This window comes from Magnetospirillum sp. LM-5 (assembly GCF_902729445.1).
GTDB lineage: Bacteria > Pseudomonadota > Alphaproteobacteria > Rhodospirillales > Magnetospirillaceae > Magnetospirillum.
On the sequence record NZ_CACVCE010000005.1, the window covers coordinates 67,786 to 92,998 of the forward strand.

22 protein-coding genes are annotated in these 25,213 nt (G+C 65.6%); 11 read left to right on the forward strand and 11 right to left on the reverse strand.

All coding sequences use genetic code 11. The annotated features are described in order from the left end of the window. Positions 1 to 27: 27 nt before the first annotated feature. The 3 genes from MTBLM5_RS03925 to MTBLM5_RS03935 all read left to right on the forward strand — a co-directional run bounded on the left by MTBLM5_RS03925 (position 28) and on the right by MTBLM5_RS03935 (position 2,402). A complete protein-coding gene (locus MTBLM5_RS03925) occupies positions 28 to 1,410 on the forward strand; it encodes an ATP-binding protein (protein WP_173974491.1) in 1,383 nt (460 codons plus the stop codon). Next, entirely contained in the window at positions 1,407 to 1,856 is a 450-nt protein-coding gene (locus MTBLM5_RS03930; RefSeq protein ID WP_173974492.1) for a response regulator, read from the forward strand. Before MTBLM5_RS03925 ends, MTBLM5_RS03930 begins: the two co-directional genes overlap by 4 nt. A 108-nt stretch (positions 1,857 to 1,964) precedes the next feature. Continuing rightward, positions 1,965 to 2,402: a hypothetical protein gene (locus tag MTBLM5_RS03935; protein ID WP_173974493.1), complete on the forward strand. Its 438-nt coding sequence runs from the start codon at positions 1,965 to 1,967 to the stop codon at positions 2,400 to 2,402. Between the two features lie 70 nt (positions 2,403 to 2,472). Here the strand turns inward: MTBLM5_RS03935 and purS are convergent, their stop codons facing one another. The 5 genes from purS to MTBLM5_RS03960 all read right to left on the reverse strand — a co-directional run bounded on the left by purS (position 2,473) and on the right by MTBLM5_RS03960 (position 7,172). After that, positions 2,473 to 2,715 (reverse strand): phosphoribosylformylglycinamidine synthase subunit PurS, encoded by a 243-nt coding sequence (purS, locus tag MTBLM5_RS03940; protein ID WP_068502868.1) that lies wholly within the window; start codon positions 2,713 to 2,715, stop codon positions 2,473 to 2,475. A gap of 63 nt (positions 2,716 to 2,778) precedes the next feature. Further along, on the reverse strand, positions 2,779 to 3,543 hold the full coding sequence (purC, locus tag MTBLM5_RS03945) for a phosphoribosylaminoimidazolesuccinocarboxamide synthase (protein WP_068502871.1): 765 nt from the start codon (positions 3,541 to 3,543) through the stop codon (positions 2,779 to 2,781). A 128-nt stretch (positions 3,544 to 3,671) separates the two neighbouring features. After that, positions 3,672 to 4,319 carry a hypothetical protein gene (locus MTBLM5_RS03950; RefSeq protein ID WP_173974494.1) on the reverse strand — a complete coding sequence of 216 codons (648 nt, stop codon included), beginning with the start codon at positions 4,317 to 4,319 and terminating at the stop codon, positions 3,672 to 3,674. Next, positions 4,316 to 6,331, reverse strand: coding sequence for a methyl-accepting chemotaxis protein (locus MTBLM5_RS03955; protein ID WP_173974495.1), 2,016 nt, complete (start codon positions 6,329 to 6,331; stop codon positions 4,316 to 4,318). The genes MTBLM5_RS03950 and MTBLM5_RS03955 overlap by 4 nt, the downstream gene beginning before the upstream one ends. Before the next feature lie 97 nt (positions 6,332 to 6,428). Beyond that, positions 6,429 to 7,172: an NRDE family protein gene (locus MTBLM5_RS03960; RefSeq protein WP_173974496.1), complete on the reverse strand. Its 744-nt coding sequence runs from the start codon at positions 7,170 to 7,172 to the stop codon at positions 6,429 to 6,431. Positions 7,173 to 7,293: 121 nt separating this feature from the next. Between MTBLM5_RS03960 and MTBLM5_RS03965 the strand changes: the two genes are divergently transcribed. After that, positions 7,294 to 7,620, forward strand: a complete 327-nt coding sequence (locus MTBLM5_RS03965) for a DUF1476 domain-containing protein (RefSeq protein ID WP_068502878.1) — start codon at positions 7,294 to 7,296, stop codon at positions 7,618 to 7,620. Here MTBLM5_RS03965 and MTBLM5_RS03970 read toward each other — a convergent pair. Together MTBLM5_RS03970 and MTBLM5_RS03975 are read right to left on the reverse strand one after the other, a co-directional pair. After that, positions 7,617 to 8,252 (reverse strand): YjbE family putative metal transport protein, encoded by a 636-nt coding sequence (locus tag MTBLM5_RS03970; protein WP_173974497.1) that lies wholly within the window; start codon positions 8,250 to 8,252, stop codon positions 7,617 to 7,619. The two genes, MTBLM5_RS03965 and MTBLM5_RS03970, sit on opposite strands and share 4 nt — an antisense overlap. Positions 8,253 to 8,285: 33 nt before the next feature. After that, positions 8,286 to 9,479, reverse strand: coding sequence for a nucleoside recognition domain-containing protein (locus MTBLM5_RS03975; RefSeq protein WP_254430895.1), 1,194 nt, complete (start codon positions 9,477 to 9,479; stop codon positions 8,286 to 8,288). 115 nt (positions 9,480 to 9,594) lie between these two features. Between MTBLM5_RS03975 and MTBLM5_RS03980 the strand changes: the two genes are divergently transcribed. From MTBLM5_RS03980 to hrpB, 3 genes are read left to right on the forward strand one after another with little or no spacing between them, the layout of a single operon-like run. After that, positions 9,595 to 10,185: a hypothetical protein gene (locus tag MTBLM5_RS03980; RefSeq protein WP_173974498.1), complete on the forward strand. Its 591-nt coding sequence runs from the start codon at positions 9,595 to 9,597 to the stop codon at positions 10,183 to 10,185. A gap of 4 nt (positions 10,186 to 10,189) precedes the next feature. Then, positions 10,190 to 10,471: a SemiSWEET family sugar transporter gene (locus MTBLM5_RS03985; RefSeq protein ID WP_254430896.1), complete on the forward strand. Its 282-nt coding sequence runs from the start codon at positions 10,190 to 10,192 to the stop codon at positions 10,469 to 10,471. A gap of 1 nt (position 10,472) precedes the next feature. Then, on the forward strand, positions 10,473 to 12,971 hold the full coding sequence (gene hrpB / locus MTBLM5_RS03990; protein WP_173974500.1) for an ATP-dependent helicase HrpB: 2,499 nt from the start codon (positions 10,473 to 10,475) through the stop codon (positions 12,969 to 12,971). 100 nt (positions 12,972 to 13,071) lie between these two features. On the opposite strand, the gene MTBLM5_RS03995 is transcribed toward hrpB, so the two are convergent. The 3 genes from MTBLM5_RS03995 to purM all read right to left on the reverse strand — a co-directional run bounded on the left by MTBLM5_RS03995 (position 13,072) and on the right by purM (position 20,207). Beyond that, positions 13,072 to 18,429 carry a diguanylate cyclase domain-containing protein gene (locus tag MTBLM5_RS03995; protein WP_173974501.1) on the reverse strand — a complete coding sequence of 1,786 codons (5,358 nt, stop codon included), beginning with the start codon at positions 18,427 to 18,429 and terminating at the stop codon, positions 13,072 to 13,074. Between the two features lie 84 nt (positions 18,430 to 18,513). After that, complete coding sequence (gene purN, locus MTBLM5_RS04000) at positions 18,514 to 19,158, reverse strand: phosphoribosylglycinamide formyltransferase (RefSeq protein ID WP_173974502.1); 645 nt, start codon at positions 19,156 to 19,158, stop codon at positions 18,514 to 18,516. Then, positions 19,158 to 20,207, reverse strand: a complete 1,050-nt coding sequence (gene purM, locus MTBLM5_RS04005; protein WP_173974531.1) for a phosphoribosylformylglycinamidine cyclo-ligase — start codon at positions 20,205 to 20,207, stop codon at positions 19,158 to 19,160. Before purM ends, purN begins: the two co-directional genes overlap by 1 nt. 120 nt (positions 20,208 to 20,327) lie before the next feature. Here purM and MTBLM5_RS04010 point away from each other — a divergent pair, with 120 nt between their 5' ends. The 4 genes from MTBLM5_RS04010 to MTBLM5_RS04025 are packed head-to-tail and all read left to right on the forward strand — an operon-like array spanning position 20,328 to position 23,927. Beyond that, a complete protein-coding gene (locus MTBLM5_RS04010; protein ID WP_254430897.1) occupies positions 20,328 to 21,404 on the forward strand; it encodes a DUF2066 domain-containing protein in 1,077 nt (358 codons plus the stop codon). Next, the gene (locus MTBLM5_RS04015; protein WP_173974504.1) at positions 21,401 to 22,465 is read left to right on the forward strand and encodes an AI-2E family transporter; all 1,065 of its coding nucleotides are present in this window, start codon (positions 21,401 to 21,403) and stop codon (positions 22,463 to 22,465) included. The genes MTBLM5_RS04010 and MTBLM5_RS04015 overlap by 4 nt, the downstream gene beginning before the upstream one ends. After that, complete coding sequence (locus MTBLM5_RS04020; RefSeq protein ID WP_173974505.1) at positions 22,462 to 23,148, forward strand: DnaA ATPase domain-containing protein; 687 nt, start codon at positions 22,462 to 22,464, stop codon at positions 23,146 to 23,148. The genes MTBLM5_RS04015 and MTBLM5_RS04020 overlap by 4 nt, the downstream gene beginning before the upstream one ends. Beyond that, positions 23,148 to 23,927 carry an SDR family oxidoreductase gene (locus tag MTBLM5_RS04025; RefSeq protein WP_173974506.1) on the forward strand — a complete coding sequence of 260 codons (780 nt, stop codon included), beginning with the start codon at positions 23,148 to 23,150 and terminating at the stop codon, positions 23,925 to 23,927. Before MTBLM5_RS04020 ends, MTBLM5_RS04025 begins: the two co-directional genes overlap by 1 nt. Before the next feature lie 57 nt (positions 23,928 to 23,984). Here MTBLM5_RS04025 and MTBLM5_RS04030 read toward each other — a convergent pair whose 3' ends face one another. Continuing rightward, positions 23,985 to 25,211, reverse strand: a complete 1,227-nt coding sequence (locus tag MTBLM5_RS04030; RefSeq protein ID WP_173974507.1) for a S41 family peptidase — start codon at positions 25,209 to 25,211, stop codon at positions 23,985 to 23,987. Positions 25,212 to 25,213: the final 2 nt, after the last annotated feature.

Sequence of the window (25,213 nt, forward strand, 5' to 3'; positions counted from 1 at the left end):
GTTATTGTCCGGAACGGAGGCCAAATCTTGATAAACATCAACGATGCGTGGCAGGACATTGCAGCCCGGGTGGCCCGCTTGGCGTGCGCGCTGGTGGTGGGTGTGGGGATTGGCCTTGGTACTTCGCCGGTGTCGGCCCAGACGGTCGAGCGCTTGTCGCCGCAACTGGAACGCCACACCTCGATCGCCCTGCTGATCGATCCGGCGACGGGGCGGATCGTTGACGCCAATGCGGCGGCCGAGGCGTTCTACGGCTATCCCGCCGCCACGCTACGCACGATGGCGATCCAGGAGATCAATCGCCTGGGGCCCGAGGAAGTGGCGGTCGAGCGGGCCAAGGCGGCCCGGGAGCAGCGCGACTATTTCATCTTTCCCCATAAGATCGCCGACGGCTCGATTCACACGGTCGAGGTCTATTCCTCTCCGGTGAAGGGAGACGGCGGCAAGACCCTGCTGCTGTCGATCATCCACGACATCTCGGGCAAGGCGGTTGCCGAAGAGGAACTGACCGCCTATCGCACCCGGCTCGAGGAACTGGTGGAACAACGGACCGCGCGTGCCAGGGTCGCCGAGGAACGGTTGCGGTTCTGGCTGATCGGCGGCCTGGCGGCGCAGGCGTTTCTGATCGTCTTGCTGGCGTTGGCGGTGTTGGCTCGCCATGCCACCGTTCGCCAGTTGCGGGCCGAGGTCGACAGGCGCACCAGCGCCGAGACGCGCCTGGCCAAGGCCAAGGCCGATCTGCAGCGTTTTGCCGAGATCAGCGCGCACCATCTGCGCGAGCCGACCCGGCACCTGATGATCTTCTCGCAGAAGCTGAGGAAACGCCTGGGCAGCGCCGCCGACGAGGACATGGAATTGTCCTTGTCGACCATCGAAGCCGAAGCGGCCTATCTTCATGCGCTGGTGCGCGACGTCCAGGTCTATCTGGCCGCCGACATGCCGCTGGGCGTCCCCGGGGCGGTCGATCCCGCCGAAGTCGCCCGCGCGGTGGTCGCCGGCATGGGCGGCGTGCTGTTGGAAAGCAAGGGGACGGTGGTGATCGGCCGGCTGCCGCCCTTGCCGGTGGATTCCGTTCGACTGAAATATCTGTTCGGCGCCTTGATCGACAATGCGGTGCGCTATCGTCATCCCGACCGCGCGCCGCAGGTGATGGTCGAAGGGCACAGCGATGGCCGACAGACCGTCCTGACCATCACCGATAACGGGGTTGGGATTCCCGACGAGTACCGCCAGCGGGTGTTCGAGGTGTTCGAGCATCTGGGCGGGCGGCAAGACGGGCAGGGGACCGGTCTGGGGCTTGCCGTGGCGCGCCGGATCGTCGAAAGTTGCGAGGGTTCGATCCGTCTGGAGCCGGCCGAGGGGGGTGGCACCCAAGTCGTCATCGAGTTTTCCGGGAAGGAGCATCCATGAGCGATCTCGACAGCACGAGGAAATTCGTGGTTCTTTTGGTGGAAGACTCCAATGTCGATGCCCGCCTGACCCGGGCGGCGCTCGAGGAAAATCACTTCAATGTCGAACTGCACCACGCCATCGACGGTCGCGAGGGCATAGCCTTCCTGCGTCGCGAGGCTCCGGCCTATGCCGACGCTCCCCGGCCGGACATGATTCTGCTCGACCTCAACATGCCGCGCATGAATGGTCGCGAATTCCTGGCCGAGCTGAAGACCGAGGCGGGGCTGGCCGACATTCCGGTGGTGGTGTTGACCACCTCGGATGTCGAGCAGGATGTCGTCGCCTCGTATCAGCTGGGGGCCGCCGGCTTCGTCACCAAGCCGGTCGATCTGGACCAGTTCATCCAGGCGGTGCGCTACCTGGGCGATTATTGGTTCAACCTGGTGCGGATGCCCCGGGGCTAGATCGTTCCCCGCCTGTGGCAAAAAATCCTATTATCAGACTTTTGTCTTGATTCCGCGCGGCGCAATTGCTAAAAGAACAAAGAGCGAACTAAAGCGCGGAGACGGAATATGTTTTGGGATATCTTGACGGCCGCGACGACGGTGGCCTCGCAGGTGGCGCAGCGCCAGCAGCAGGACGCGGCCATACGGTCGCAACAGCAGCAGGCCGCGTTGCAAAGTCAGATGATGTGGCGCCAGGCCGAGCAGCAAGCCCGCCAGCAGCGGGATTTGCTCAAGCGGCAATTGGCCGCCAACCGGGCCGCCCTGGCCGGGGGTGGAATGGGCTTCGACGGTGGGTCCGGCGCGGCGCTGATGGCCGGCATGGCGCGGCGGACCGAACAAGATCTCGGCGACCGTCAAGAGGCCCTGGCGCTGCAGCACCAGGCCCGGTTCGGCACCGGCGAAGGCTCGGGCAATGCGCTGGCGCAGGGGCTGCAGGCCATTCGCCAGGGCCAAGAGATCTATGGTGCGATGCGGCCGCTGTTCGAGATTGGCGGCAAGGCCTGATGAGCGTTCGCCATAAACAAAATGGCCGGAAGGTTTCCCTTCCGGCCATCGCAGATCGATATCGGTCGGATCAGTCGACCAAGTCGATGGTGTAGTTCTCGATCACGGTATTGGCCAGCAATTGCTTGCACATCTGCTCGGCCGCGTCGCGGGCCTTGGCCTTGTCGGTCTCGGCCAGGTCCAGTTCGATGAACTTGCCCTGGCGGACATCCTTGACGCCGGCAAAGCCCAGCGAGGCCAAGGCGTGGCCGACGGCCTTGCCCTGGGGGTCGAGAACACCGTTCTTGAGGGTGATATGAATTTTCGCCTTCACGGGAATTCGTCCTTTAGCGGGGATTGCTGCAGGGTTGACGGCCCCATTGGGGCCGGCACCCAATTACTGCATGGTTGCCGGGCCCTTGAGGTCGCGGGGGCCGCCTTCCGGCAGGATGCCAAGGCGGCGGGCCACTTCCTGATAGGCTTCCTCGACATTGCCGAGGTCGCGGCGGAAGCGGTCCTTGTCCATCTTCTCGCCGGTCTTGATGTCCCACAGGCGGCAATTGTCGGGGCTGATCTCGTCGGCCAAGACGATCTGCATGTCGTCGCCATTATACAGGCGGCCGAATTCCAGCTTGAAATCGACGACGCGGATGCCGATGCCCAGGAACAGGCCGGTCAGGAAGTCGTTGACCCGAAGCGACAGGCTCATGATCTCGTCGAGATCGGTGGTGTTGGCCCAGCCGAAGGCGGTGATGTGCTCTTCCGAGACCATCGGATCGCCCAGGGCGTCGGACTTGAAATAATATTCGACGATCGAGCGCGGCAGCGGCGTGCCTTCGGACAGGCCGAAACGCTGGGCCAGCGAACCGGCCGAGATGTTCCTGACCACCACTTCCAGCGGAATGATCTCGACCTCGCGCACCAGCTGCTCACGCATGTTGAGGCGGCGCACGAAATGGGTCGGAATGCCGATTTCGGCCAGGCGCAGCATCAGATATTCACTGATGCGGTTGTTCAGCACGCCCTTGCCGGTGATGGTGCCCTTCTTCTTGTTGTTGAAGGCGGTGGCGTCATCCTTGAAATACTGGACCAGGGTGCCGGGCTCGGGGCCTTCGAAAAGGACCTTGGCCTTGCCTTCGTAAATCTGTCTGCGTCGGGCCATGACAATCATTCCGGATGGTGTGGGGCAGGCGAACACGCCGCCAGCCTGGAGATAAGACATCGTTGGGCCGAGGCAGGCCCCGGCCGGTCGGTTTCATATAGCAGGTGTGCCGGCCTGAAACAACGAAGTCAGACCTGCCATTCGCCGCGCCACTCGCCATAGGGCTGGATCAAAGGCTCCTCGCCGTTGGCGCCCGGCCAGGAATCCACCACCCAGCTATCGTTGGTGTCGATTTCGATGATCTCGACGGCGATGTGCTGCAAGATGAGCGTGAAGCGGATCACTTCGTGGCTGACATCGTGGCGAAGGATCAGTCCGGCCAGGGCCAGGCGGTCGAGATAGGTCAGGGTGTTGACCGTTTCGGCGACGCAATCCAGTTGGCCGGTCAGGTCCCAGTCTTGATGGTTGTTGGCCGGCTGGTCGTTCCAGGTCCCCAAGGTGGGCGCGACCAGGCGCTCGAGATGGGCGATGGCGCCGCCGATGCGGGCACGCTCGTCTGGTGCGTTGATCGGAACTGGATCGAAGTGGGCTCGCACCGACTGGATGGCGTCGGGATCCAGGCGAACCTCGACGGTCGACGGGCAGCCGGGCGATCGGCACAGAAGCATCGGCGCCGCCAGCGGATCGTCGGCTTCCAGACCGGCCCAGCGGTTGGCGTCGGTGGTGGCGCGGATGTCGGCGTGCCAGTCGCTGGAAAGCGGGGGCACTGCCGACACGTCCTGGCCGTAAGCGGCGGAGGCCCATGCCATCGAGATGACCGCCAGGGCCCGGATCATGCGGTCCGGCGCTGACGATGGTGTTCCGCGATGAACCGGGCCAGGGCTTCCTTGTCGATGGCGCTTTCGTCGAACCGGATGCGGGCTCGGCCTTGGTGAACCTCGACCACCTCGAACGGAATCGCCGGAGGCAATCCATCGACCTGAAGCTGGCCGTGGACGGCCATGTCCTCGTCGATATCCAGCTCGAATTGGCCGCCGCACAGGGAAATGTCCAGCATCTTGGTCGAGACCGTACCGTTATTCAGTTCGACAACGGCCGAGCTATCCAGATTGATCCGGGGGTTGCGACGCCGGTTGACTTCGGGCGTGGCGGTGCGGACGGCGGCGTTGAGCATGCGGCGCAGATCGACGATTTCGGCGGTCATCGCCTCGAGAAGGGCCTGGACCTCGGTGGCCCGTTCGCCGGTGCGCGACGCCTCGGTGGCGACCTCGCCGATATGGTCGGAAACCTCGCGGGCGGCGTCGCTGGTTTCGACGACGTTGCGCACGATTTCCTGGGTGGCGGCGTCTTGCTCCTGCACCGCCGCGGCGATCGAGCCGGACACGCTGGAAATCTGGGTGATCGCGGCCAGCATCTCATCGATCTCGCTGGCGACCTTGGTCCCGACCGAGCGCAACTCGCCGATCTGACGGGCGATCTCCTCGGTGGACTTGCCGGTCTGTTCGGCCAGGTGCTTGACCTCGTCGGCGACCACGGCGAAGCCCTTGCCGGCCACGCCGGCGCGCTGGGCCTCGATGGTGGCGTTCAGGGCCAGCATGTGGGTGCGCCGGGCGATGTCGCCGATCAGGCCGGCGACATCGCCGATCCGTTCCATCGCCTGGGTCAGCGACACCACCGTCTCGCCGGCCTGCTGGCCGGTATCGACCACGTCCTCGACCATCTGGGTCGAGGTTTCGACCCGGCTGGCGATCTCGCGGATCGAGGCCGACAATTGCTCGGCGGCCCCGGCCACGGTCTGGGCATTGGCCAAAGCGTGTTCGGCGGCGTTGGCCACCGTCTGCGAATGGGTGCCGACGCTGACCGCCGACCCGGCCATGGCGGCGGCGGCCTTGGCGACCCGGGTGCCCTCGCCGGCGACTCGCTCGACGGCGGCGGTGGTTTCGACCTCGACGGTGTCGGCCATGTTGCGAAGCGCTGTCTTGCGGGCTTCCTCGGCCTCCAATGCGGCTCGCTCCCGTTCGGCCTGCATGGCGGCGACTTCTGACCCCCGTTGGCGGAACAGCGCCAGCGCCCGGGCGATCGGGCCGAACTCGTCCTTGCGGTCGGGCGACAGCGCCGGGATGGCGTCGAAGCGGTCGGCCAGGGCGTCATCGACATCCTTGTGCAGGGCGGCAAACGCCCTGCCGGCGAAGGTTCCGATCAGCACGGCGATCACCAGGGCGGCCAGGGACGCCAGGGCCGACAGCGCCATCTGCCAGCGGATCAGTGTCTGGTTGGAGTCGTGCACCGCCTGGGTGTGCTCGAGCAGCGCCCCCATTTCCTCCCAGGTCTGGTTGCTGACGACTTCGGTGATTTCGTCCAGGCGCTGCAGCAAGATCACCGCCAACTCGTCGAAATTCTCCATCAAGGCGTTGCCGGCATCGCGCCCCTTTTCCTTATAGGCCTTGGCCATCGCCTTGCCGTTGCGCAGGAACGGCGGGAAGACGCCCTCGATGCGTTCCAGGGTGTTGACGTGGTCTTCCAGTCCCATCCGCTCGGCCAGGCCCTTGGCGGTGTCCAGATGCTCGTTGAAACGGGCGACCCATTCGTCGGCTTCGGCCAGGGCCTCGTCATTGCCGGTGGCCGAGGCGTCGGTCAGGAATTGCTGGACCTGGATGATGTCCAGACGGATGTCCTTGATGGCCAACAGCAGCGGGATGGTGTTGTTGGCGACGCGGTCGGCGCGGGATTCTATGTCGTCGATCGGGCCTGTCTGGCTGCTGACCGACGACAAGGTCAGTGCCGACAGGCCGACGATGACAAGGATGCAGGCGGCAAATCCGCCCAGGATGAGGCCGCGAAGGGACATGGGTGCCTCTTGTCTGGGAGCTTGATGTGATCGCAACCTAATGGAATAGGGTGAAGCCGGCAAGCGCCCAGACTGTGCGCAAATCCTCAAAGTCGCCCTATACGATGGGAGTATATTGAGCGTCGCTCGGTTTTCCCGGAGAAAACAGCCAAAGCGGTCGGGTCGTCAAATTGTCGGCCGGCAAGGCGATCAGCGACGACGATACTGTTCCGAAGCCGTCGGCGCGGGTGAAGCACATCGCCGCGTGCTCCTCGCCGTCGGAATCCTCGCCCGGGTCGGCCATCAGCGCCATCCATTCCGCCCAGTCGCCTTGGCCGGGATCGGGAATCGTCGCCCCCTGGAATCGCGGCAGATAGGCGGCGACGCGCGGGCTGACGCCATCGTCCAGATCATAGGCGGTCAGCATGTGCACGCCGATCGGGATCGGGGCGACGGTGACGCGGGCTTGGCCGTCTGCCTTGATCCAGAAGGCGTCGCGATTGTCGGCCACCACCATGTTGAACGGGCGCCAGGACCGGGAATCGAGGTCGGCCAGGGCCTGGACGGCCAGACTGGCGTCGGCGTGATCCAGCGCGTCGAGGACCAGTTCGCCCCGCGAACGCTTGCCGGGCGCCGGTCCCAGCGTGCCCATGCGGTTCAAGATGCCGGCGAACAGGCCGTGGTCGTTGACCCCCATCCACGAGCCGCCGGCCAATTGGTCCAGGCCGGCCACCACCTCGGCGCGGTCGGGCCAGTGGCGAGCCGGCGCCAACCATGGCCGGCCGGCCATCTCGTCGCGATTGGCGGCGACGATCACCGGCCAATCGGAATGCGGTCGGTGGCAGATGATCAGGGTGCACATGCGAAGAATCCCGTTTCGAGGTCACGCGCCGGCGGTTATAACTCGGTCAGCCGCTGGTGCGGGGGCCGAACGACAACCACATCGATGAATGTGGGGCTTATAACAAGGAACTCTGTGGAACATGACCATCTTCGATGATCGGGAAAAGGCCTTCGAGGCCAAGTATCGGAATGATCAGGAAACTCAGTTCAAGATCAACATCCGCCGCGACAAGCTGCTGGGTCTGTGGGCCGCGGCCAAGCTGGGGCTGGACGGTGACGCCGCCAAGGCCTACGCCCTGGCGGTGGTCGATGCCGAGTTCAGCGAACCCGATCACGACGCCAGTCACAAGGTGGTGCGCGATTTCGCCGCCGCCGGCATCACCATCGCCGAAAAGGACGTTCAGATCGAGATGAGCCGTTGCCGCGAGCAGGCCCGGGTCGAGATCCTGGAAGCCTTGAAGGGCTAGATTCCCGCCACCTGCATCAGTTCGCGGCCGCCTTCCCACATCATCACCAGCGCCACGTAAAGGATGATCAACAGGCCGACATAGGCGATCCAGCGGTGCTTGGTCAGCAGATGGGCGATCAGGTTGGCGGCCAGGCCCATCAGGGCCACCGACAGGGCCAGGCCGATGATCAGCACGATTTCGTGATCGCGCGACGCCCCGGCCACCGCCAGCACGTTGTCCAGCGACATCGACACGTCGGCGATGACGATCTGGGTCACCGCCTCGCGGAACGACTTTTCCTTCTGGGTGGCGACCGACTGGCCGTCCAGGACCGCTTCGGCCTCGGCCTCTTGTTCGTGGCCGCCGCTCGACAATTCGCGCCACAATTTCCACGACACCCACAACAGCAGCACGCCGCCGGCGAACAACAGGCCTACGATCTGCAGCAACTGCACCGTCACCGAGGCGAAGGCGATGCGCAAGATGGCGGCCGCCGCGATGCCGATGATGATGGCCTTCTTGCGCAACAGCGGCGACAGGCCGGCGGCGGCCATGCCGACCACGATGGCGTTGTCGCCGGCCAGCGCCACGTCGATGGCGATCACCTGGAACAGGGCGGTCAGGGCTTCGATGTTGAAAAGCTCGTTCATGGTTGCCTTGCGTAAAACGGCGTGGACACTTCGTCAAGCAATCAAAAGGCGACAGGCGATCACCGCCGCCACCAGCCCGGCGGCGTCGGCGATCAGCCCGCAGGCCAAGGCGTGGCGGATGCGGCGAATGCCGACCGCGCCGAAATAGACGGCGATGACGTAGAAGGTCGTCTCGCTCGAGCCGTAGATGGTGCCCAGCAGAACCCCGGAAAAGCTGTCGGGGCCGATGGCGGCGTTCTTCATCTGCTCGGCCAGCAGCCCGAACGAACCCGAGCCCGACAGCGAGCGCATCGCCGCCATCATCACCGCCTCGGCCGGCACGCCGACCAATTGGGTGAGCCGGCCCAAGGGCTCCAGCACCAGGGCCAGCGCCCCCGAGGCCCGCACCATGCCCACCGCCACCAGGATCGCCACCAGATAGGGGATAATTCTGACCGCCACCCTGAAGCCCTCGCCGGCACCTTCGACGAAGGCGTCATAGATGGCGACGCGGCGCCACAGGCCGAAGCCCAACAGGGCCACCACCAGCGACGGGATGATCCAATGGCCGATGGTCTGGCCCCAGGCGACCAGGGCGGCGATCAGCCCGGCCAGGCCCAGCCCGGCGACGGCCAATCCCCAGACCGGCGCGGTCGTCTTGGTGACGGCCGGGACCGAGCGGCCCCCTTGCAGCAGACGGGCCGACAGAATGGCCACCCCGGTCGAGACCAGGGTGGCGATCAGGGTCGGCGCCACCACCGCCGCCGGGTTGGCCGATCCCAGGCCGGATCGCAGGGCGATGACGCTGGTCGGCAAGATGGTCACCGAGGCGGTGTTGATGGCCAAAAACAGCACCTGGGCGTTGGTGGCGGTGCCCTTGACCGGGTTCAGGCTTTCCAGGTGTTCCATGGCGCGGATGCCGAACGGCGTCGCGGCGTTGCCCAGGCCCAGCAGGTTGGCGGCGACGTTCATCACCATCGCCCCCATGGCCGGATGGTCGGGCGGTACCTCGGGGAACAGGCGGACCAGCAGCGGCGACAGCACCCGCGCGGTGGCGTCCAGCAAGCCGCCCTTTTCGGCCACCTTCATCAGGCCCAGGAACAGGGCCATCACGCCCACCAGCCCCAGGGCCAGCGGCACGGCGCCCTCGGCGGCGGCCAGGGTGGCCGCCGACAGGGTTTCCATGCCTCCCGTCCAGGCCGCCACCACCAAAGCGGCGGCCGGCAGCAGGAACAATACCCAGTTCACGCCCGATCGCCCCCTTCCTGTCCACCGCCCAGCCTAACAGATCGATCCGGGCCGCGCACTCTTGCCGCCATGGTCGGCCGGCGTTAAGGTCGGGGCGCGACTTCTGGGGGCTTGCATGGGCGGTTGGACACGAATTCTGGCGCTGACGGGATCAGCGGTGATGATGGCGGGCGTGGCCTTGGCCGACGATGTCCCGGCCAAGCTGGATGCCGCGCGGGCCGCTTATGCCAAGGGCGACGTGGCACGCGCCGCCCGCGAGCTGGAAGCGGTGCTGACCGGGTTGCATCAACGCCTGGGCAAGGCGCTGGCGGAAACCTTGCCTGCCGCCATGGCCGGTTGGCAGGCCGAGGCGCCGGAAATCCAAGGCCTGTCCCAGGCCGGCGGCGGCCTGTCGGTCAGCCGCGCCTATGCCAAGGGCGATTCCTCGCTGAATGCCACCTTGATCCTCGACAGCCCGGCGGTCGATGCCGCCATCGGCCTGTTCGCCAATCCGGCGGCCCGGGCCGGCACCCGGAAGGTCAAGGTCGGACCGGAAGACGCTTTGCTGCGCTACGATTCCTCGACCCATGCCGGCGAGGTGACGCTGGTCATCGGCAACCGCGTGCTTCTGGAGATCGAGGGCGACGGCATCACCAACGGCGAAACCCTGGTGGATGCCGCCAAGGGCTGGAACACCGCCCGCATCCGCACCCTGGTCGGACTGTGAGCCGGTGGAGCAGATCACCCTGATCGACGTGGTCGGCACCATCGCCGCCACTTTGACCACCATCGCCTTCCTGCCCCAGGTGACCAAGACCTTGCGAACAAGGCGGACCCGCGACATCTCGACCTCGATGTGGACGCTGTTTTCCGCCGGCGTCGCCTTGTGGCTGGTCTATGGCCTGCTGCTGATGGCCTGGCCGCTGATCATCGCCAATGTGCTGACCTTGGTGCTGGCCGGCATCGTGCTGGGCATCAAGCTGTCCAATCGCGGCAAGGAAGACCGCGACTAGCATGGCCGGCCTGCCGATCGACGCGGTCCTGCCCGCCATCCGCTCGGCCCTGGAAGGCTCATCGGGTCTGGTGCTGCAAGCACCGCCCGGGGCCGGCAAGACCACCGGCGTTCCCCTGGCCCTGCTGGATGCCGCCTGGCTGGCCGGGGCCAGGATCGTCATGCTGGAACCCCGGCGGCTGGCGGCGCGCGCGGCGGCGGCGCGCATGGCCCAGACCCTGGGTGAAAGCGTCGGCCAGACCGTCGGCTACCGCATCCGCCAAGACAGCAAGGTCGGCCCGGCCACCCGCATCGAGGTGGTGACCGAAGGCATCCTGACCCGCATGCTGCAGGATGATGCCGGCCTGCCGGGCATCGGGCTGGTGATTCTCGACGAATTCCACGAACGCTCGCTGAATGCCGATCTGGGTCTGGCTTTGTGCCTGGAAGCCCAGGGCGCGCTGCGCGACGACCTGAAGCTGCTGGTGATGAGCGCCACCCTGGATGGCGGCCCGGTGGCCCGGCTGATGGGCGGCGTGCCGCTGGTCACCAGCGAGGGCCGGGCCTTCCCGGTCCAGACCCGTTTCCTGGCCCGGCCCGAACCCCGCAAGCTGCCCGATTCCATGGCCGCCGCCATCCGCCGCGCCCTGGCCGAGGACGACGGCGACCTGTTGGCCTTCCTGCCCGGTTCCGGAGAGATCCGCCGCACCGAGGCGCTGCTGGCCGGCGACCCGGCCCTGGCCGACATGGTGGTGGCGCCGCTTTACGGCGACCTGGACGGCCCGGCCCAGGACCGCGCCATCCGCCGCGATGGGGACGGGCGGCGCAAGGTGGTGCTGGCCACTGCTATCGCCGAGACCAGCCTGACCATCGACGGCGTCGCCATCGTCGTCGATGGCGGCCAGATGCGGGTCCCGCGCTTCGATGCCAGCACTGGCATGACCCGGCTGGTCACCCTGCCGGTCAGCCGCGCCGCCGCCGACCAGCGTCGCGGCCGCGCCGGCCGCCAGGGTCCGGGCGTGTGCTGGCGTTTGTGGTCCGAGGCCGAGGACCGCGCGCTCCAGGCCTTCACCGCCCCGGAAATCGCCGATGCCGATCTGGCGCCGCTGGCCCTGGACCTGGCGCAATGGGGCATCATTGATGCCGGCCAGTTGGCCTGGCTGGAGCCGCCGCCCGCCGCCGCCCTGGCGCAAGGACGCGAATTGCTGGCCGAACTGGGCGCCATCGACGGGGATGGCCGCATCACCGCCCACGGCCGGGCCATGAACCGGCTGGCCATGCATCCGCGCCTGGCCCACATGGTGATGGTGGCCAAGGATCAGGGGCTGGGCGGGCTGGCCTGCGATCTGGCCGCCTTGTTGTCGGAACGCGACATCGTCCGGCCCGGCCGCGAGGCCCGCGATTCCGACATGCGCCTGCGGCTTGATCTGTTGAAGGGCGGCCGCGAGGGGGCGCACATGGTCGATCGGGGCGGTCTGGCCCGGGTGCGCCAGACCGCCAAGGACTGGCGCCGTCGCATCGGCATCCGGGCCGGCGAGGATGATGGCGGCCAAGCCGATTGCGGCCCGGTCCTGGCCCTGGCCTATCCCGACCGCATCGCCAAGCGCCGCCCCGGCGGCGAGCCCCGCTACGCCCTGTCGTCGGGCGGCGGCGCCCATTTCGCCCAATACGAATCCCTGGCCGCCGAGGATTGGCTGGTGGCGGCCGAAACCGACGGCGACCGCCGCGAGGCCCGCATCTTCCTGGCCGCCCCCCTGACCCTTTCCGACATCGAGACCCAGTTCGAAGGCGCCATCCGCACGGTGGACGAGGTCGGCTGGGACCGCCGCGACGAAGTGGTGGTGGCGCGTCGCGCCCGCAAGCTGTTCGCCCTGACGCTGGACGACAAGAAGCTGACCCAAGTGCCGCCCGACCGATTGGTCCAGGCGATGGCCGAGGGCATCCGGGCCATGGGCCTGGAATGCCTGCCCTGGACCGACGACTTGCAGAAGTTCCGCGCCCGAATCGCTTTCTTGCGCGCCCACCGGCCCGACGATGGCTGGCCCGATTTGTCGGACCAGGCCTTGCTGGATGGGCTGGAGGACTGGCTGGCCCCGTACCTTTCCGGCATCACCCGGCGCGCCCATCTGGCCCGGCTGGATCTGGCCCAGGCGCTGCGGGGAATGCTGGAGTGGGAGCAATCGCGCCGGCTGGACGATGTGGCGCCGACCCATGTGACGGTGCCCTCGGGCAGCCGGGTGCCGATCGATTATTCCGGCGAGAATCCGGTGCTGGCGGTGCGGTTGCAGGAAATGTTCGGCTGCGCCGACACGCCCCGCATCGCCGGCGGTTCGGTGCCGCTGCTGCTGCACCTGTTGTCGCCGGCGCGGCGCCCGGTCCAGGTCACCCGCGACCTCGCCAGCTTCTGGGCCAACGCCTATCACGCGGTGAAGGCCGACCTGAAGGGCCAATATCCCAAACATTGGTGGCCCGACGACCCGATGCAGGCGGAACCGACCGCCCGCGCCAAGCCGCGGAAATAGGACCCCGTTCGGAAAGACAGAGCGGTCGCCTGCGACCGGGCAGCATGGCCCCATTCCCAGGTGCATTCACACCCGATGTCAAGCCTTTGTGGGCGAAGGCTTATTCCTGATCGGGGGTGTGGAACCGGAAGGTGTTGCGCCCGCCGCGTTTGGACTCATAAAGCGCCGCATCGGCCTTCAGGATCAATTCATCCTGGTCCAGACCATTTTCCGGATAGATCGCAATGCCGATACTGGCACCGATCGCCAGTTTGTGCCCAAGAACCGTCATTTCCTGGCTGACGTCGCTGATGATGCGCTGGGATATCTTGGCAACGGCATCACGGCTTTCCGGATTGACCAATATGATGGCGAATTCATCGCCGCCAAGCCGCGCCACAAGGTCGGTTTCTCGGGTGTTTCGCAGAAAGATCGACGCGACGGATTTCAGCAATTCATCGCCGACGATATGGCCGAACGTGTCGTTCACCGGCTTGAATTTGTCCAAATCCACCAAAACCAAGGCAACGTTCTTTTCCTCGCGCTTGGCCAGCTTCAGGAATTCCTTGAACCGCGCATGGAAATGAGTGCGGTTGGCAAGGCCGGTCAAATGGTCGGTCATGGCCAGGCGGTGAATTTTTTCTTGGGTCAGCTTGCGCTCGGTGATGTCCTCGACCAGCCAGATGGTGCCCTTGGACAGGTCATGATGATCGATGGCAGCGCCGACCAGACGGCCGAAACCGTTTTCCCTGCTGCCCCGCCGAATGGCGTGCTCGCCCACATAGGTCTCGCCCCTGGCCAGGACTTTATAGGCTTCGCCGGCCGCATTGAATTCCGTGTCCGATGGCCATACGACGCGGGTGTCCAACCCGACCATGCCGCCGGCAGGATAGCCGAACAGCCTTTCGGCGGCGCGGTTGGCGCGGTGGATAATGCGGGCACCGCTTTTATCAAGCATGACCACGACGATCCCCAGCGAGGCGTTTTCCAGGATGATTTCCTGCTCGGCCAGGATCTCGTCCAACTGTTCCTTTTTCTGGCGCAGTTCCGCCGTGCGCTGGGCCACCGTGCGTTCCAGATTGTCGTACAGGATCGCATTTTCCAATGAGATGGCCGCCTGAGAGGCGAGAAGGTCCAAGACCATGACGTGATTGGCGGTAAACGCATGCGAGACCTGGCTGTTTTCAAGGTACAGCAAGCCGATCAGCCGCGATTGCTTGACCAGGGGCTGGCACAGGACCGACCGCACGGTCCCTGCCCGGAAATGCGGGTCCGTGCCGAAATCGGGAGCCTTGCGGGCGTCGTCCAGCAGGACCTTGTCCTGGGTTCGCAGGGCGTAGTTCACGACACTGAGGGCAAGCGCGGGCTCTGCGATGGTCTGGTTCAGCATTTCGAACGAGACGGCGCCCCCGCCGACCCTGGCCTCGGCAACCACGGTGGGGCGGCCGGCCAGGTTCACCACCAGAAGGCCGCGATCCGCGCCGGCGTTTTCGATGGTAATGCGCAACAAGGTCTCGACCAGACGATCCAGCGCGATCTCGCCGGAAACCGCCTGCGAGGCCTTGATGACGCTGAGCCCGTCCAGGCTTTGCGCCAAGTCGTTGCCATCGGGCCGAACGTCGGCGCGCGTTTCCGGTTCCAGACGCGCGACTTTTATATGCGCCCCCCAGCGGTCGTAACGGTTCCGTGCCTTGGCCAGATAGGTTTCGGCGATCAGATCAAATCCAGCCTGACGGTAGAAGGCGGCCGCGCGCTCGTAGGCCAGCGCCTCGACATGGACGGTACCGGCTTCGTGAGCGGCCTTGATCGCCTCTTCGTACAAGGCCCTGGCCCCGGCATCGTCAGTGCCAATTCGCGCCATTTCCGCCTTGGCCAGCAGATAGCGAGCTCGGAAATTGGCGGGACTTTCCTTCGCCCGCTTTTCCAGAAGGGCAAGGTGCTTCTTCAGGCGCTCGGCGATATCGGGGAACTCACCGCGAAATTCCGGCCCATCCAGATTTGTCAGCGCCAGAACCGCCAGGAAGTGGTAGCTGGCTTCGCCGACCCAGCCGGTCAGACCTTTCAAGTTGGGCGCCACATCCTCAAGGCGTTTGAAGGCGTGGCGATCGTCGCCTGCCAGCAAAGCGACCAAGGCCTCCATCATCGAAAGGTAACACTTGCAGACATTCTGCTTCGCCCGGGTCACGGCTTCATCGAACCCGCGGTTGGCAATGACGAAATCTTCGAATGTGGTTCGTCCCTGAAGGGCCGCGACAAAGGATTCCTCGGCCAGCAAGACGGCTTCCACCCCCAGGTTCCGGCTTTTTTCGGCGAAGGGAATGTAGGTGGCGGCGGCCGAGGCGAAGTCCGCCAGAGGTGCGCCGCGTTCGAAGGTCATCCACACGATCTCTTGCGCGGCATAGGACGCATAGGCGAAATCACCGGCGTTCAGGCAGTCGACAAACCCTTCGCGCAACATGTCGATGGTGGATTGAAGCGAATTTTGCCGTGGATTGACGAAGACACCGTAGCGCACCAAAATCCGCCCGCGAAGATCAGGGCGGCACAGCTTTTCTTGCAGTTTGAGCGCCAGATCGGCATACGCCACGGAATCGGCGATCTCGTCGTACATGCTGACCATCAGAATGGCACAGCCCATGTAAACGGCACAGGAATCGGCGGTATTGCCGTTCTCCAGCGTGACCTTAAGCGCATTCAGGACCAGCCACGCATAAAGCTCGGTCCGCCCCATATAGGCACAGGGCATGGCATCGACCAGAACGCCCAGCAGGGCAAGCGCCTCTTCGTCCATCATTGCCGGAGCGTTGATCAAGGCAGGAATTCCGCCTTCGCCCAACCTCGCCGCAATGCTGCGCCGCAAGTCCTCGACCTGAGAATCGACATCGGCTTGACGGTCGGGGCAGACCAGACCGAACTGGCGTAATGCCTCGATGGCGGTATCGACCCCTTCGCCGTTGAGTCCGGCAACCTGATTGCGCAGAATCCGCTGGCGATAGGCCTTGGCCCGGTCCGCCTTCGTGCGAGCGCGGGAGAGGATCAGCGGCAACAGATCATCAACCACCTGGTGATTGCCGGCCAGCAACTCGCAACTCGACCAGTCCAGGTAAAGTTGGACGGTGTCTTGGTAGTCCTCGTCCCAGGCATTGGCGGGCAGCAAATCCACGGCCTGGGCGAAAAAGGTCCGGGCCGTCGCATAGGCGGCGGCGGCCTTGGCCTTCCGACCGGCGGTGATGTTCAGGCGGCAGACACGCTGACGTTCTTCGAAATCATCAATCAACCGAAGACCCCGGTTGAAATGGTTGACCATTTCGAAGATGTCTTTGTCATCGGCTTGGCCACCAAGGTCCGCGAACAGGCTTCGACCGATGCTTAGGTGCTCGAATTCGCGCGCCTCGACCGGCAAAAGGGAATAGGCGGCCTCTTGAATGCGATCATGGGTGAAGCGGACGATTCCATTTCGTTGCGTCAGGAACGAACCGGCGAAGGCGCCCTCAAGATCGGCTTCAAGCGCCTCGATGCCGCCGCCGGTCAGCCGCGCCAGCCTTTCGAACGGAACCGCGTTTCCAAGAAAAGCCAACCGACACAGGGCTTGGCGACAATGATCGGGCAAGCGGCCAATCTTCCTGGCCATCAGCTCGATGACGTTGTCGGTGAACTCCTTTTCGGCGATTTCAGCATCGTCCCAACGCCAACCTTCACCGCTGGGCCTTAGCACGCCATCCTCGAACAGCCCTTCCAGAAACTGGATGGTGAAAAAGGGATTGCCGGCCGTCTTGTCCATGATCACCTGGATCAAGGGCGCGGCAACCGAGGGCGTGCACCCCAGCGCTTCGGACACCATCAACCCCAGGGATTTGGGCGACAGCGGTTTCAGGTCGATGCTTTCAACCGGCTGGTGGCTTTTGATCGCCTCGATTGCCAGCGCGAAGGGATGCGAGGAATCGACCTCGTTATCCCGATAGGCGCAGATCAGCAGCAAATGGCCAAGGTCGCCCTGGGCCGACAGATATTCCAGGAATTTCATGCTTCCCGGATCAACCCATTGCAGGTCGTCCAGGAACAGAACCAAGGGGTGCTCTGCCGTGGCCCAAACCGACAGGAAGCGGCGAACGGTGCTGAAGAAGCGAACCGCGGCATCATTCGGCGGTAGATCGGGAAGGACCGGCTGAGTGCCGATCAACAGGCCCAGTTCGGGGACCAGATCGGTCAGAAGGCGCCCATGACCACCAAGCGCGTCGCGAATTCGGTCGCTCCAAAATCCAAGTCGATCGTCGCTTTGCCCCAGAATGCTGCGGATCAATCCCTGGAATGCCTGGGCCAGTGTGGCATAGGGGATGTGGCGCTTGAACTGATCGAACTTGCCCGAAGCGAACAGGGCCGTCGGCTTGATCAGCACCTTGTGCAATTCGCCGACCAAGGCCGACTTGCCGACCCCGGAATATCCCGACACCAACACGAACTCGAACCGGCCTTGGTCCGTCACCCGCTTGGCCGCTTCCAGCAACGTGGTCAGTTCGGCTTCGCGGCCGTAGAGCTTTTCCGGGATGTACAGCCGGTTGGGATGATCGCTTTTGCCCAAGATGAAGGCCGGAACATCCCCGGTTTCACGCCAGCTATCCAGGCAGTGGCGAAGGTCGCTCACCAGGCCGGCCGCCGTTTGATACCGGCTCTCCGCGGCCTTGGACAGCAACTTGACGATGACGTCCGAGACCCCTCGGGGAATATCCTTGCGCACGAGTTCCGGCGACGGCGGTTGCAAAGCCACATGGAAATGAACCAGTTCCACCGGATCGTCCGACAGGAACGGTCTGCGGCCGCAAAACATCTCGAAAAGCAAGACGCCAAGGGCATAAAGGTCGGCGCGGCTGTCCACGGATCGATTCATCCGCCCCGTTTGCTCGGGCGCCATGTAGGCGAAGGAACCGTCGATGGTTTCCACTGGTTCCGGAGCCTGCCTGAGACGGGGAAAGGACGAGGCGACACCGAACCCGGTAAAGCGCGCACCCTCGCCCGGGGGGGTGATGACGACATTCGAGGGGCGGATATCCTTGTGCAAGATGCCTGCGGCATGCATCTTCACCAAGGCCTCGGCAATGTCGATGGCAAGGGTCAAATGGGTTTCAATATCGAACGGGCCGTTCTCTGGTTGGCACGCCAGCAGGTCTTCCAGCAGCCGTCCGTCGGTGTTCGCAAACACCAGCGTTACGGCTTCGTCGGATTCCTCAAGGGACAGCGGCAACACCGCCCAATCGGCGCTCAACTTATCCCGAAAGCTGAATTCCCTTTTAAGGAAGGCAACTTTCCGTTTAGTTGAAGCGACCTTGGTCGGTGCTAAAATCGTTACCGAGCCAGTGGAATCACATGAAGGCCAAGAAAGGGCCATCTGATTATCCCCGGGCAAGGAACTTGATTTTTCAGACATCGCGTCCCCAGGATTTACGACACATTCTAAAAATAGAACACCCTTGTTATTTATCATGCCCGTGACTTGGCAGCCAGAGCGCCATCGAGTGAAATAGGTATTTCATTGATGAAGGGGATGCCCCCGTCGTGGGGGGGCGATTCAAACCGCCGGATTGACCAGCGCACCTTCGCCTGCGGCATCGATGACGGCGCGGTTGCCGTCCACGCGCACCTTGCCCTCGGCCAGCAGCTTCAGCGCCAGCGGATAGCAGCGGTGTTCCTGTTCCAGAACCCGGGCGGCCAGGCTGTCCTCGGTGTCGTCCGGCAATACCGGCACGGCGGCCTGGACCAGGATCGGGCCGGCATCCAGGTCGGGGGTGACCAGATGGACGGTGCAGCCGTGCAGCTTGACCCCTTCGTCCAGCGCGCGGCGGTGGGTGTGCAGCCCCTTGAAGCTGGGCAGCAGGGCAGGGTGGATGTTGATCATCCGGCCGGCCCATCCTTGGGTGAAGGGTGCCGACAAAAGCCGCATGAAACCGGCCAGGCAGACGATTTCGACACCGGCTTGCCGCAGCTCGGCATCCATCGCCTGGTCGAACGCCTCGCGGCTGGCAAAGCCCTTGTGCGGGATGGTGCGCGTGGCAATGCCGGCCCGTTCGGCCCGTTCCAGCGCGTAGACCCCGGGCACGTTGCTGATCACCAGCACGATCTCGGCCGGGAAGGCCGGATCGGCGCAGGCATCGATCAGGGCCTGCAGGTTCGACCCCCGGCCCGAGACCAGCACGCCGACCTTGGCCCGGCTCATCAGCCCCACGCCTCGGTGCCCAAAACCTGGCTTTGCGCTTCGTCGCCCCCTCGTGCCCGCATGGTGCCGATGGTGAACACCGTCTCGCCGGCCTCGGTCAGGATGCGCACCGCCTCGGCCGCCTTGTCGGCCGGTGCCACCAGCACCATGCCGATGCCGCAATTGAAGGTGCGGGCCATCTCGTGCGGGACGATGCCGCCCTGCTGGGCCAGCCACTTGAAGACCGGCGGCAGCGTCCAGGCCTTGGCGTCGATGGAAGCGACCACATCGTCGGGCAGCACGCGCGGCACGTTCTCGATCAGGCCGCCGCCGGTGATGTGGGCCAGCGCCTTGATGGTGCCGGCGCGGATGGCGGCCAGGCAGGATTTGACATAGATGCGGGTCGGCGCCAGCAAGGCGTCACCCAGCGTGCGGGCCGGATCGAACGGGGCCGGGGCGTCCCAGGCGATTCCAGCCCGTTCCACCACGCGCCGCACCAGCGAATAGCCGTTGGAATGCACGCCCGACGAGGCCAGACCCAGCAAAACGTCGCCCGGGGCAACGCTTTCCAGCGGCAGCAATTGGCCGCGCTCGGCGGCGCCGACCGAGAAGCCGGCCAGATCATAGTCGCCCTTGGCGTACATGCCCGGCATCTCGGCGGTTTCGCCGCCGATCAGCGAGCAGCCGGCCTGGCGGCAGCCTTCGGCGATGCCGGCGATGATGGCGCTTCCGTGGGCCACGTCCAGCTTTCCGGTGGCGAAATAATCCAGGAAGAACAGGGGCTCGGCGCCCTGGACCACCAGATCGTTGACGCACATGGCGACCAGATCGATGCCGACGGTATCGTGGCGGCCCGATTCGATGGCCACCTTCAGCTTGGTGCCGACGCCGTCGGTGGTGGCGACCAGGATCGGGTCCTTGAAGCCGGCGGCCTTGGGGTCGAACAACGCGCCGAAACCACCCAGGCCGGCCGAGGTGCCGGACCGGACAGTGGACTTGGCCAAGGGCTTGATGGCGTCGACCAGGGCTTCGCCGGCGTCGATATCGACGCCCGCATCGCGGTAGGTCAGACCCTGCTTATCGTCGGGGGCGGGAATGGTCTTCCTCGTGGCTTTGCGTGTGATATGGTGTGGCCCATTTCAGGGGGGCCGATCTCGGCGCCGAAGATACTCCAACCCGAACGGTTTGCAATGCCTTCTCTCCGCCTGCTGTGTGTCTTGGGGCTGCTGCTGGGCCTGTCCGGTCAGGTCTTGGCGCAAGGTGCGGCCGATGCCTTCACCGTGCGCGGCGTCGAGGTCGATGTCTCGGCCGCCAATGTCCAGGCCGCCAAGGATCAGGCCGTCGCCGAGGGCCAGCGCCAGGCCTTCCGCCAGTTGCTGGACCGCCTGACCCAGCCGTCCGACCATGCCCGCCTGCCCAAGGCCGACGGGCTGGATTACGTCCGCGATTTCACCGTCGATCAGGAACGCGCCTCGGCGACCCGCTATCTCGCCAGCCTGACGGTGCGTTTCAACGCCGCCGCGGTGAAGAAGCTGCTGCAGAATGCCGGGATTCCCTTCGCCGACGCCCGCGCCCGCGGCGTGGTGATCGTGCCGGTCTACAAGCCGGCGGCCGGGTCCCGGCCGGTCCTGTGGGACGATCCCAATCCGTGGCGGGTCGCCTGGGTCGGCCTGGGCGGCGGCGGGCTGGTGCCCCTGACCGTACCGGCCGGCGAGGTGGGCGATGTCGCCGCCATCACTCCGGAACAGGCGCTGGCCGGTTCGGCCGATGCCATGCGCGCCATCGGCAGCCGGTGGAAAAGCCCCGACGTGCTGGTGGCGGCCGCCGCCCTGTCGCCGACCGGCAAAAGCCTGGACGTCGCCCTGCTGGCCGAGCCCGGCACGCCCAAGCCGTTCGACACCCTGTCCTATTCCTTGAACGACGGCGAAAGCCTGGACGGCTTGATGCGCCGCGCCGCCCGCGACATCTCGAAGGCCATCGACCAGCTGCACAAGCAGCCCAATCTTTTGCATTTCGACCGCGCCGGCACGGTGTCGGCGCTGGTGCCGTTGTCCAGCCTGGCCGACTGGCTGGCGGTGCGCGACCGCCTGGCCAAGGTGTCGCAGGTCCGCCGCTGGGAACTGGTGTCCCTGTCCAAGGTCGAGGCGGCGGTGACCTTGCACACCGTCGGCGAGGCCGAGCAGGTGCGGTCCGCCCTGAACGGCGCCGGCTTGAAGATGGACATGGTCGATGGCTTCTGGACCATCCGGCCGGTGGGGGTGAAATGACACAATCGCAGCGCCTGCGCTTCTGGCTGATCGGACTGGCGGTCTTTCTGGCCCTGCTGTGGCTGCTGAAGGGCATGCTGCTGCCCTTCGTCGCCGGCATGGTCATCGCCTATTTCCTGGACCCGCTGGCCGACCGGCTGGAAGCCTTGGGCCTGTCGCGCACGCTGGCCACCGCCATCGTCACCGGCGGTTTCTTCCTGGTCTTCTTCGGCATCCTGGTGGTGCTGCTGCCGCTGCTGGAACATCAAGTCGTCGAGTTCGTCCACCGCGTTCCCGGCTATATCGACACCCTGGAAGCCCGGATCGAGCCCTTGATCCTCGAGATCAAGCGCAAGCTGTCCAAGGGCGATATCGAGAAGCTGCGCAGCTCGGCCGGCGAATATGCCGGCACGGCCGTCACCTGGGGCATCGGCGTGATCAAGGGCATGCTGAGCGGCGGCCTGGCGATCTTGAACCTGTTGTCCTTGCTGTTCATCACCCCCATCGTCGCCTTCTACCTGGTCCATGACTGGGATGTCATCAAGGCCAAGATCGATAGCTGGCTGCCGCGCGACCATGCCGACACCATCCGCGCCCAGCTGCGCGAGATCGATCGCACCATTTCCGGCTTCGTGCGCGGCCAGGCCAGCGTCTGTCTGGCCATGGCCGCCTTCTATGGGCTGGGCCTGTCGCTGGTCGGGCTGGACCTGGGTCTGGTCATCGGCCTGGGCGCCGGATTATTCTCGTTCGTGCCCTATCTGGGGGTGATCTCGGGCTTCGTCGCCGGTGTCGCCCTGGGCTTCGCCCAGACCCAAGGCTGGGAACTGCCCGGACTGGTCGCCATGGTGTTCGCCGCCGGTCAGGTGCTGGAAGGCAATTTCCTGACGCCCAAGCTGGTGGGCAGCAAGGTCGGGCTGCATCCGGTGTGGATCATCTTCGCCCTGTTGGCCTTCGGCAGCCTGTTCGGCTTCGTCGGTCTGCTGCTGGCGGTGCCGCTGGCCGCCGTCATCGGCGTGCTGGTGCGCTTCGCCATGGGCCGCTATCTGGTCAGCCGACTGTATCACGGCGACGGCGTGCCGTGACTGGCGGTCAACTGCCGTTGACGCTGCCGCATCGGCCCGCTTTGGGGCGCGAGGATTTCCTGACCGCCGCCTGCAACGAGCAGGCGGTGGCCTGGCTGGAACGCTGGCCGGACTGGCCGGTCCATGCCTTGGCGCTGTTCGGGCCGCCCGGCTGCGGCAAAAGCCACCTGCTGGCCGCCTTCGCCGCCGCCCAGGACGGCGTTGTCATCATCGACCGGGCGGCACTGACGGTGGCGATGGTGCCCGATCTGGTCGAGAAGGCGCGGGTGGTGGCGGTCGATCGGCTGGACGAAAGCGACGACGGCGAGGACGCGCTGTTCCATCTGTGGAACCTGACCAAGGAAACCGGCCGTCACCTGCTGCTGGCCGGGCGCGAGGCGCCGGCCCGGCTGGGCGTGCGCCTGCCCGACCTGCGGTCCCGGCTGTCGTCGGTGCTGGCCGTCGGCATCGGCGCGCCCGATGAATCCTTGCTGGCCGCCGTGCTGGTCAAGCTGTTCGCCGACCGTCAACTGAAGGTGACGGCCGATTTGGTCAGTTATACCTTAAGCCGGTCGGAACGCAGCTTCGCCGCCATTGGCCGGGTGGTGGACGCGCTGGATCGCGCCTCGCTGGCGGCGCATCGCGCCGTCACGGTGCCGCTGGCCCGCGCCGTGCTGGAATCCTTGGACACGGAGGAACGCTGATGGATCTGGGGCTTTCGGGCCGGCGCGCCCTGGTTTGCGCCGCCAGTCGTGGGCTGGGCAAAGCCTGCGCCCTGGCCTTGGCCGCCGAGGGCTGCGAGGTGTTGATCATCGCGCGCCGCCCCGACATTCTGGCCCATGCCGCCGACGACATCCACCAACAGACCGGCGCCAAGGTGGAAGCCGTCGCCGCCGACGTCACGACGCCGGAAGGCCGGGCCCGCGTCCTGGCGGCGATGCCCGACCCGGACATCCTGGTGACCAATGCCGGCGGCCCGCCGCCCGGGGATTTCCATGATTGGGATCGCGACACCTGGATCAAGGCGCTGGACGCCAACATGCTGGCCCCGATCGAGCTGATCAAGGCCACCATCGATTCCATGATGGTTCGGCGCTGGGGCCGCATCGTCAACATCACCTCGGGTGCGGTCAAGGCCCCGATCGACGTGCTGGGCCTGTCGAACGGGGCGCGTTCCGGCCTGACCGGCTTCGTCGCTGGATTGGCGCGGGCCAGCATCCGCCACGGCGTCACCATCAACAACCTGCTGCCGGGCCCGTTCGACACCGACCGGCTGGCGCAGGTATTGGCGGCCCAGGCGGCCAAGGATGGGGTCGCGGTGGAAGAAGCCGCGCGGCGCCGCGCCGGGGCCAATCCGGCGGGGCGCTTCGGCGACCCGGCCGAATTCGGCGCCTTCTGCGCCTTTCTGTGTTCCGATCAGGCCGGCTACATGACCGGTCAGAACATCTTGCTGGATGGCGGCGCTTATCCGGGGGTGTTCTGACGTGCTCGGGGAACAGTACACCGAGGCGAAGCCGAGGGACTTTTTCCCGCAGCAGCCTTACTGGCCTCGGACCACCTTCAAGGCGCGGTCCAGTTGCGGGTCCGATCCCTCGACCGGTTCGGTGACGATGTCGGGGGTGATGCCGACCTTATCGACCGGCTGGGTGCTGGGGCGCAGATAACGCGACGTCGTCACCCGCATGCCGCCTTCCGACAGGTCCAGGATGGTCTGGACGCTGCCCTTGCCGAAGCTTTTCTGGCCGACCAGAACGGCGCGGCGGTGATCCTTCAGGGCGCCGGCGACGATTTCCGAGGCCGACGCGCTGCCGCCGTCGATCAACACCACGATGGGCAGGCCAGGCATGATCTCGCCGATCCGGCCGCTATAGACCTGGCGGTCCTGGCTGCGGCGCCCGGTGGTCGAGACGATGGGGACGTCACCCAGGAACAGGTCGGCGACGGCGATGGCCTGGTCCAGCAGGCCGCCCGGGTTGCGGCGCAGATCCAGGACGATCCCCTTGAGCCGGCCACCGGCCGCCTTTTCCAGATCCAGCAGGGTCGAGCGCAGGTTGGCGGCGGTGCCGCCGGCGAACTGGGTGACGCGGACATAGGCGACGTCGGACCCGTCCAGACGGCCCTTGACCGCCTGCAACTGGATGATTTCGCGCTTCAGGACCACGTCGCGGGTGACGCCGTTGGTGGTGGCGAGCGTCAAGGTGACCGGGGTGCCGACCTTGCCCCTGATCTTCGACACCACCTGCATCAGGGATTGGCCGGCGGTCGGCGTGCCATCGACCTTCAAGATACGGTCGTCTACCTTGATGCCGGCGCGGGCGGCGGGGGTGTCGTCGATGGGGGCGACCACCACCACCTGGTCTTCCTTCATGGTCAGTTCCATGCCGACGCCGCCGAACTGGCCGGAAAACGACGTCCGCATGTCGTCCATGTCGGCCGGGGTCAGATAGGCGGTGTGCGGGTCCAGCACCTCGCTCATCGCCGTGGTCGCCGCCTTGAAGGCGTCGTCGGGGCTTTGCGGCGGCTTCAACTCGCGGACCGCCTTGGCGGCGGCCTCGCTGATCTGGTGCGATTCCTTGGGCTCGACATAGACCTCGACGATCTTGCTGATCATCTCGTCCAGCAATTCCGCCTTGGCCTTGGCCTTGGGCGTCTCGAGCCCGGCCTGGCTGAAGGCCTGGGTCAGCAAGGCGCGGTCGGCACGGTCCGCCAGCGAGGCGCCGGAAATCAGGATCAGAACGGAAAATGCGGCCAGGAACAGTCTGTTCATGA

Bases quoted from the DNA above. Each gene is read 5' to 3' on its own strand.
- hrpB (WP_173974500.1), top strand. From the start codon at position 10,473: ATGGCCGGCCTGCCGATCGACGCGGTCCTGCCCGCCATCCGCTCGGCC.
- MTBLM5_RS04030 (WP_173974507.1), bottom strand. From the start codon at position 25,211: ATGAACAGACTGTTCCTGGCCGCATTTTCCGTTCTGATCCTGATTTCC.
- MTBLM5_RS03930 (WP_173974492.1), top strand. From the start codon at position 1,407: ATGAGCGATCTCGACAGCACGAGGAAATTCGTGGTTCTTTTGGTGGAA.
- MTBLM5_RS03950 (WP_173974494.1), bottom strand. From the start codon at position 4,319: ATGATCCGGGCCCTGGCGGTCATCTCGATGGCATGGGCCTCCGCCGCT.
- purC (WP_068502871.1), bottom strand. From the start codon at position 3,543: ATGGCCCGACGCAGACAGATTTACGAAGGCAAGGCCAAGGTCCTTTTC.
- MTBLM5_RS03980 (WP_173974498.1), top strand. From the start codon at position 9,595: ATGGGCGGTTGGACACGAATTCTGGCGCTGACGGGATCAGCGGTGATG.
- MTBLM5_RS04015 (WP_173974504.1), top strand. From the start codon at position 21,401: ATGACACAATCGCAGCGCCTGCGCTTCTGGCTGATCGGACTGGCGGTC.
- purN (WP_173974502.1), bottom strand. From the start codon at position 19,158: ATGAGCCGGGCCAAGGTCGGCGTGCTGGTCTCGGGCCGGGGGTCGAAC.
- MTBLM5_RS03995 (WP_173974501.1), bottom strand. From the start codon at position 18,429: ATGATAAATAACAAGGGTGTTCTATTTTTAGAATGTGTCGTAAATCCT.
- MTBLM5_RS04010 (WP_254430897.1), top strand. From the start codon at position 20,328: ATGCCTTCTCTCCGCCTGCTGTGTGTCTTGGGGCTGCTGCTGGGCCTG.
- MTBLM5_RS03965 (WP_068502878.1), top strand. From the start codon at position 7,294: ATGACCATCTTCGATGATCGGGAAAAGGCCTTCGAGGCCAAGTATCGG.
- MTBLM5_RS03955 (WP_173974495.1), bottom strand. From the start codon at position 6,331: ATGTCCCTTCGCGGCCTCATCCTGGGCGGATTTGCCGCCTGCATCCTT.
- MTBLM5_RS03960 (WP_173974496.1), bottom strand. From the start codon at position 7,172: ATGTGCACCCTGATCATCTGCCACCGACCGCATTCCGATTGGCCGGTG.
- MTBLM5_RS03935 (WP_173974493.1), top strand. From the start codon at position 1,965: ATGTTTTGGGATATCTTGACGGCCGCGACGACGGTGGCCTCGCAGGTG.
- MTBLM5_RS04025 (WP_173974506.1), top strand. From the start codon at position 23,148: ATGGATCTGGGGCTTTCGGGCCGGCGCGCCCTGGTTTGCGCCGCCAGT.
- MTBLM5_RS03970 (WP_173974497.1), bottom strand. From the start codon at position 8,252: ATGAACGAGCTTTTCAACATCGAAGCCCTGACCGCCCTGTTCCAGGTG.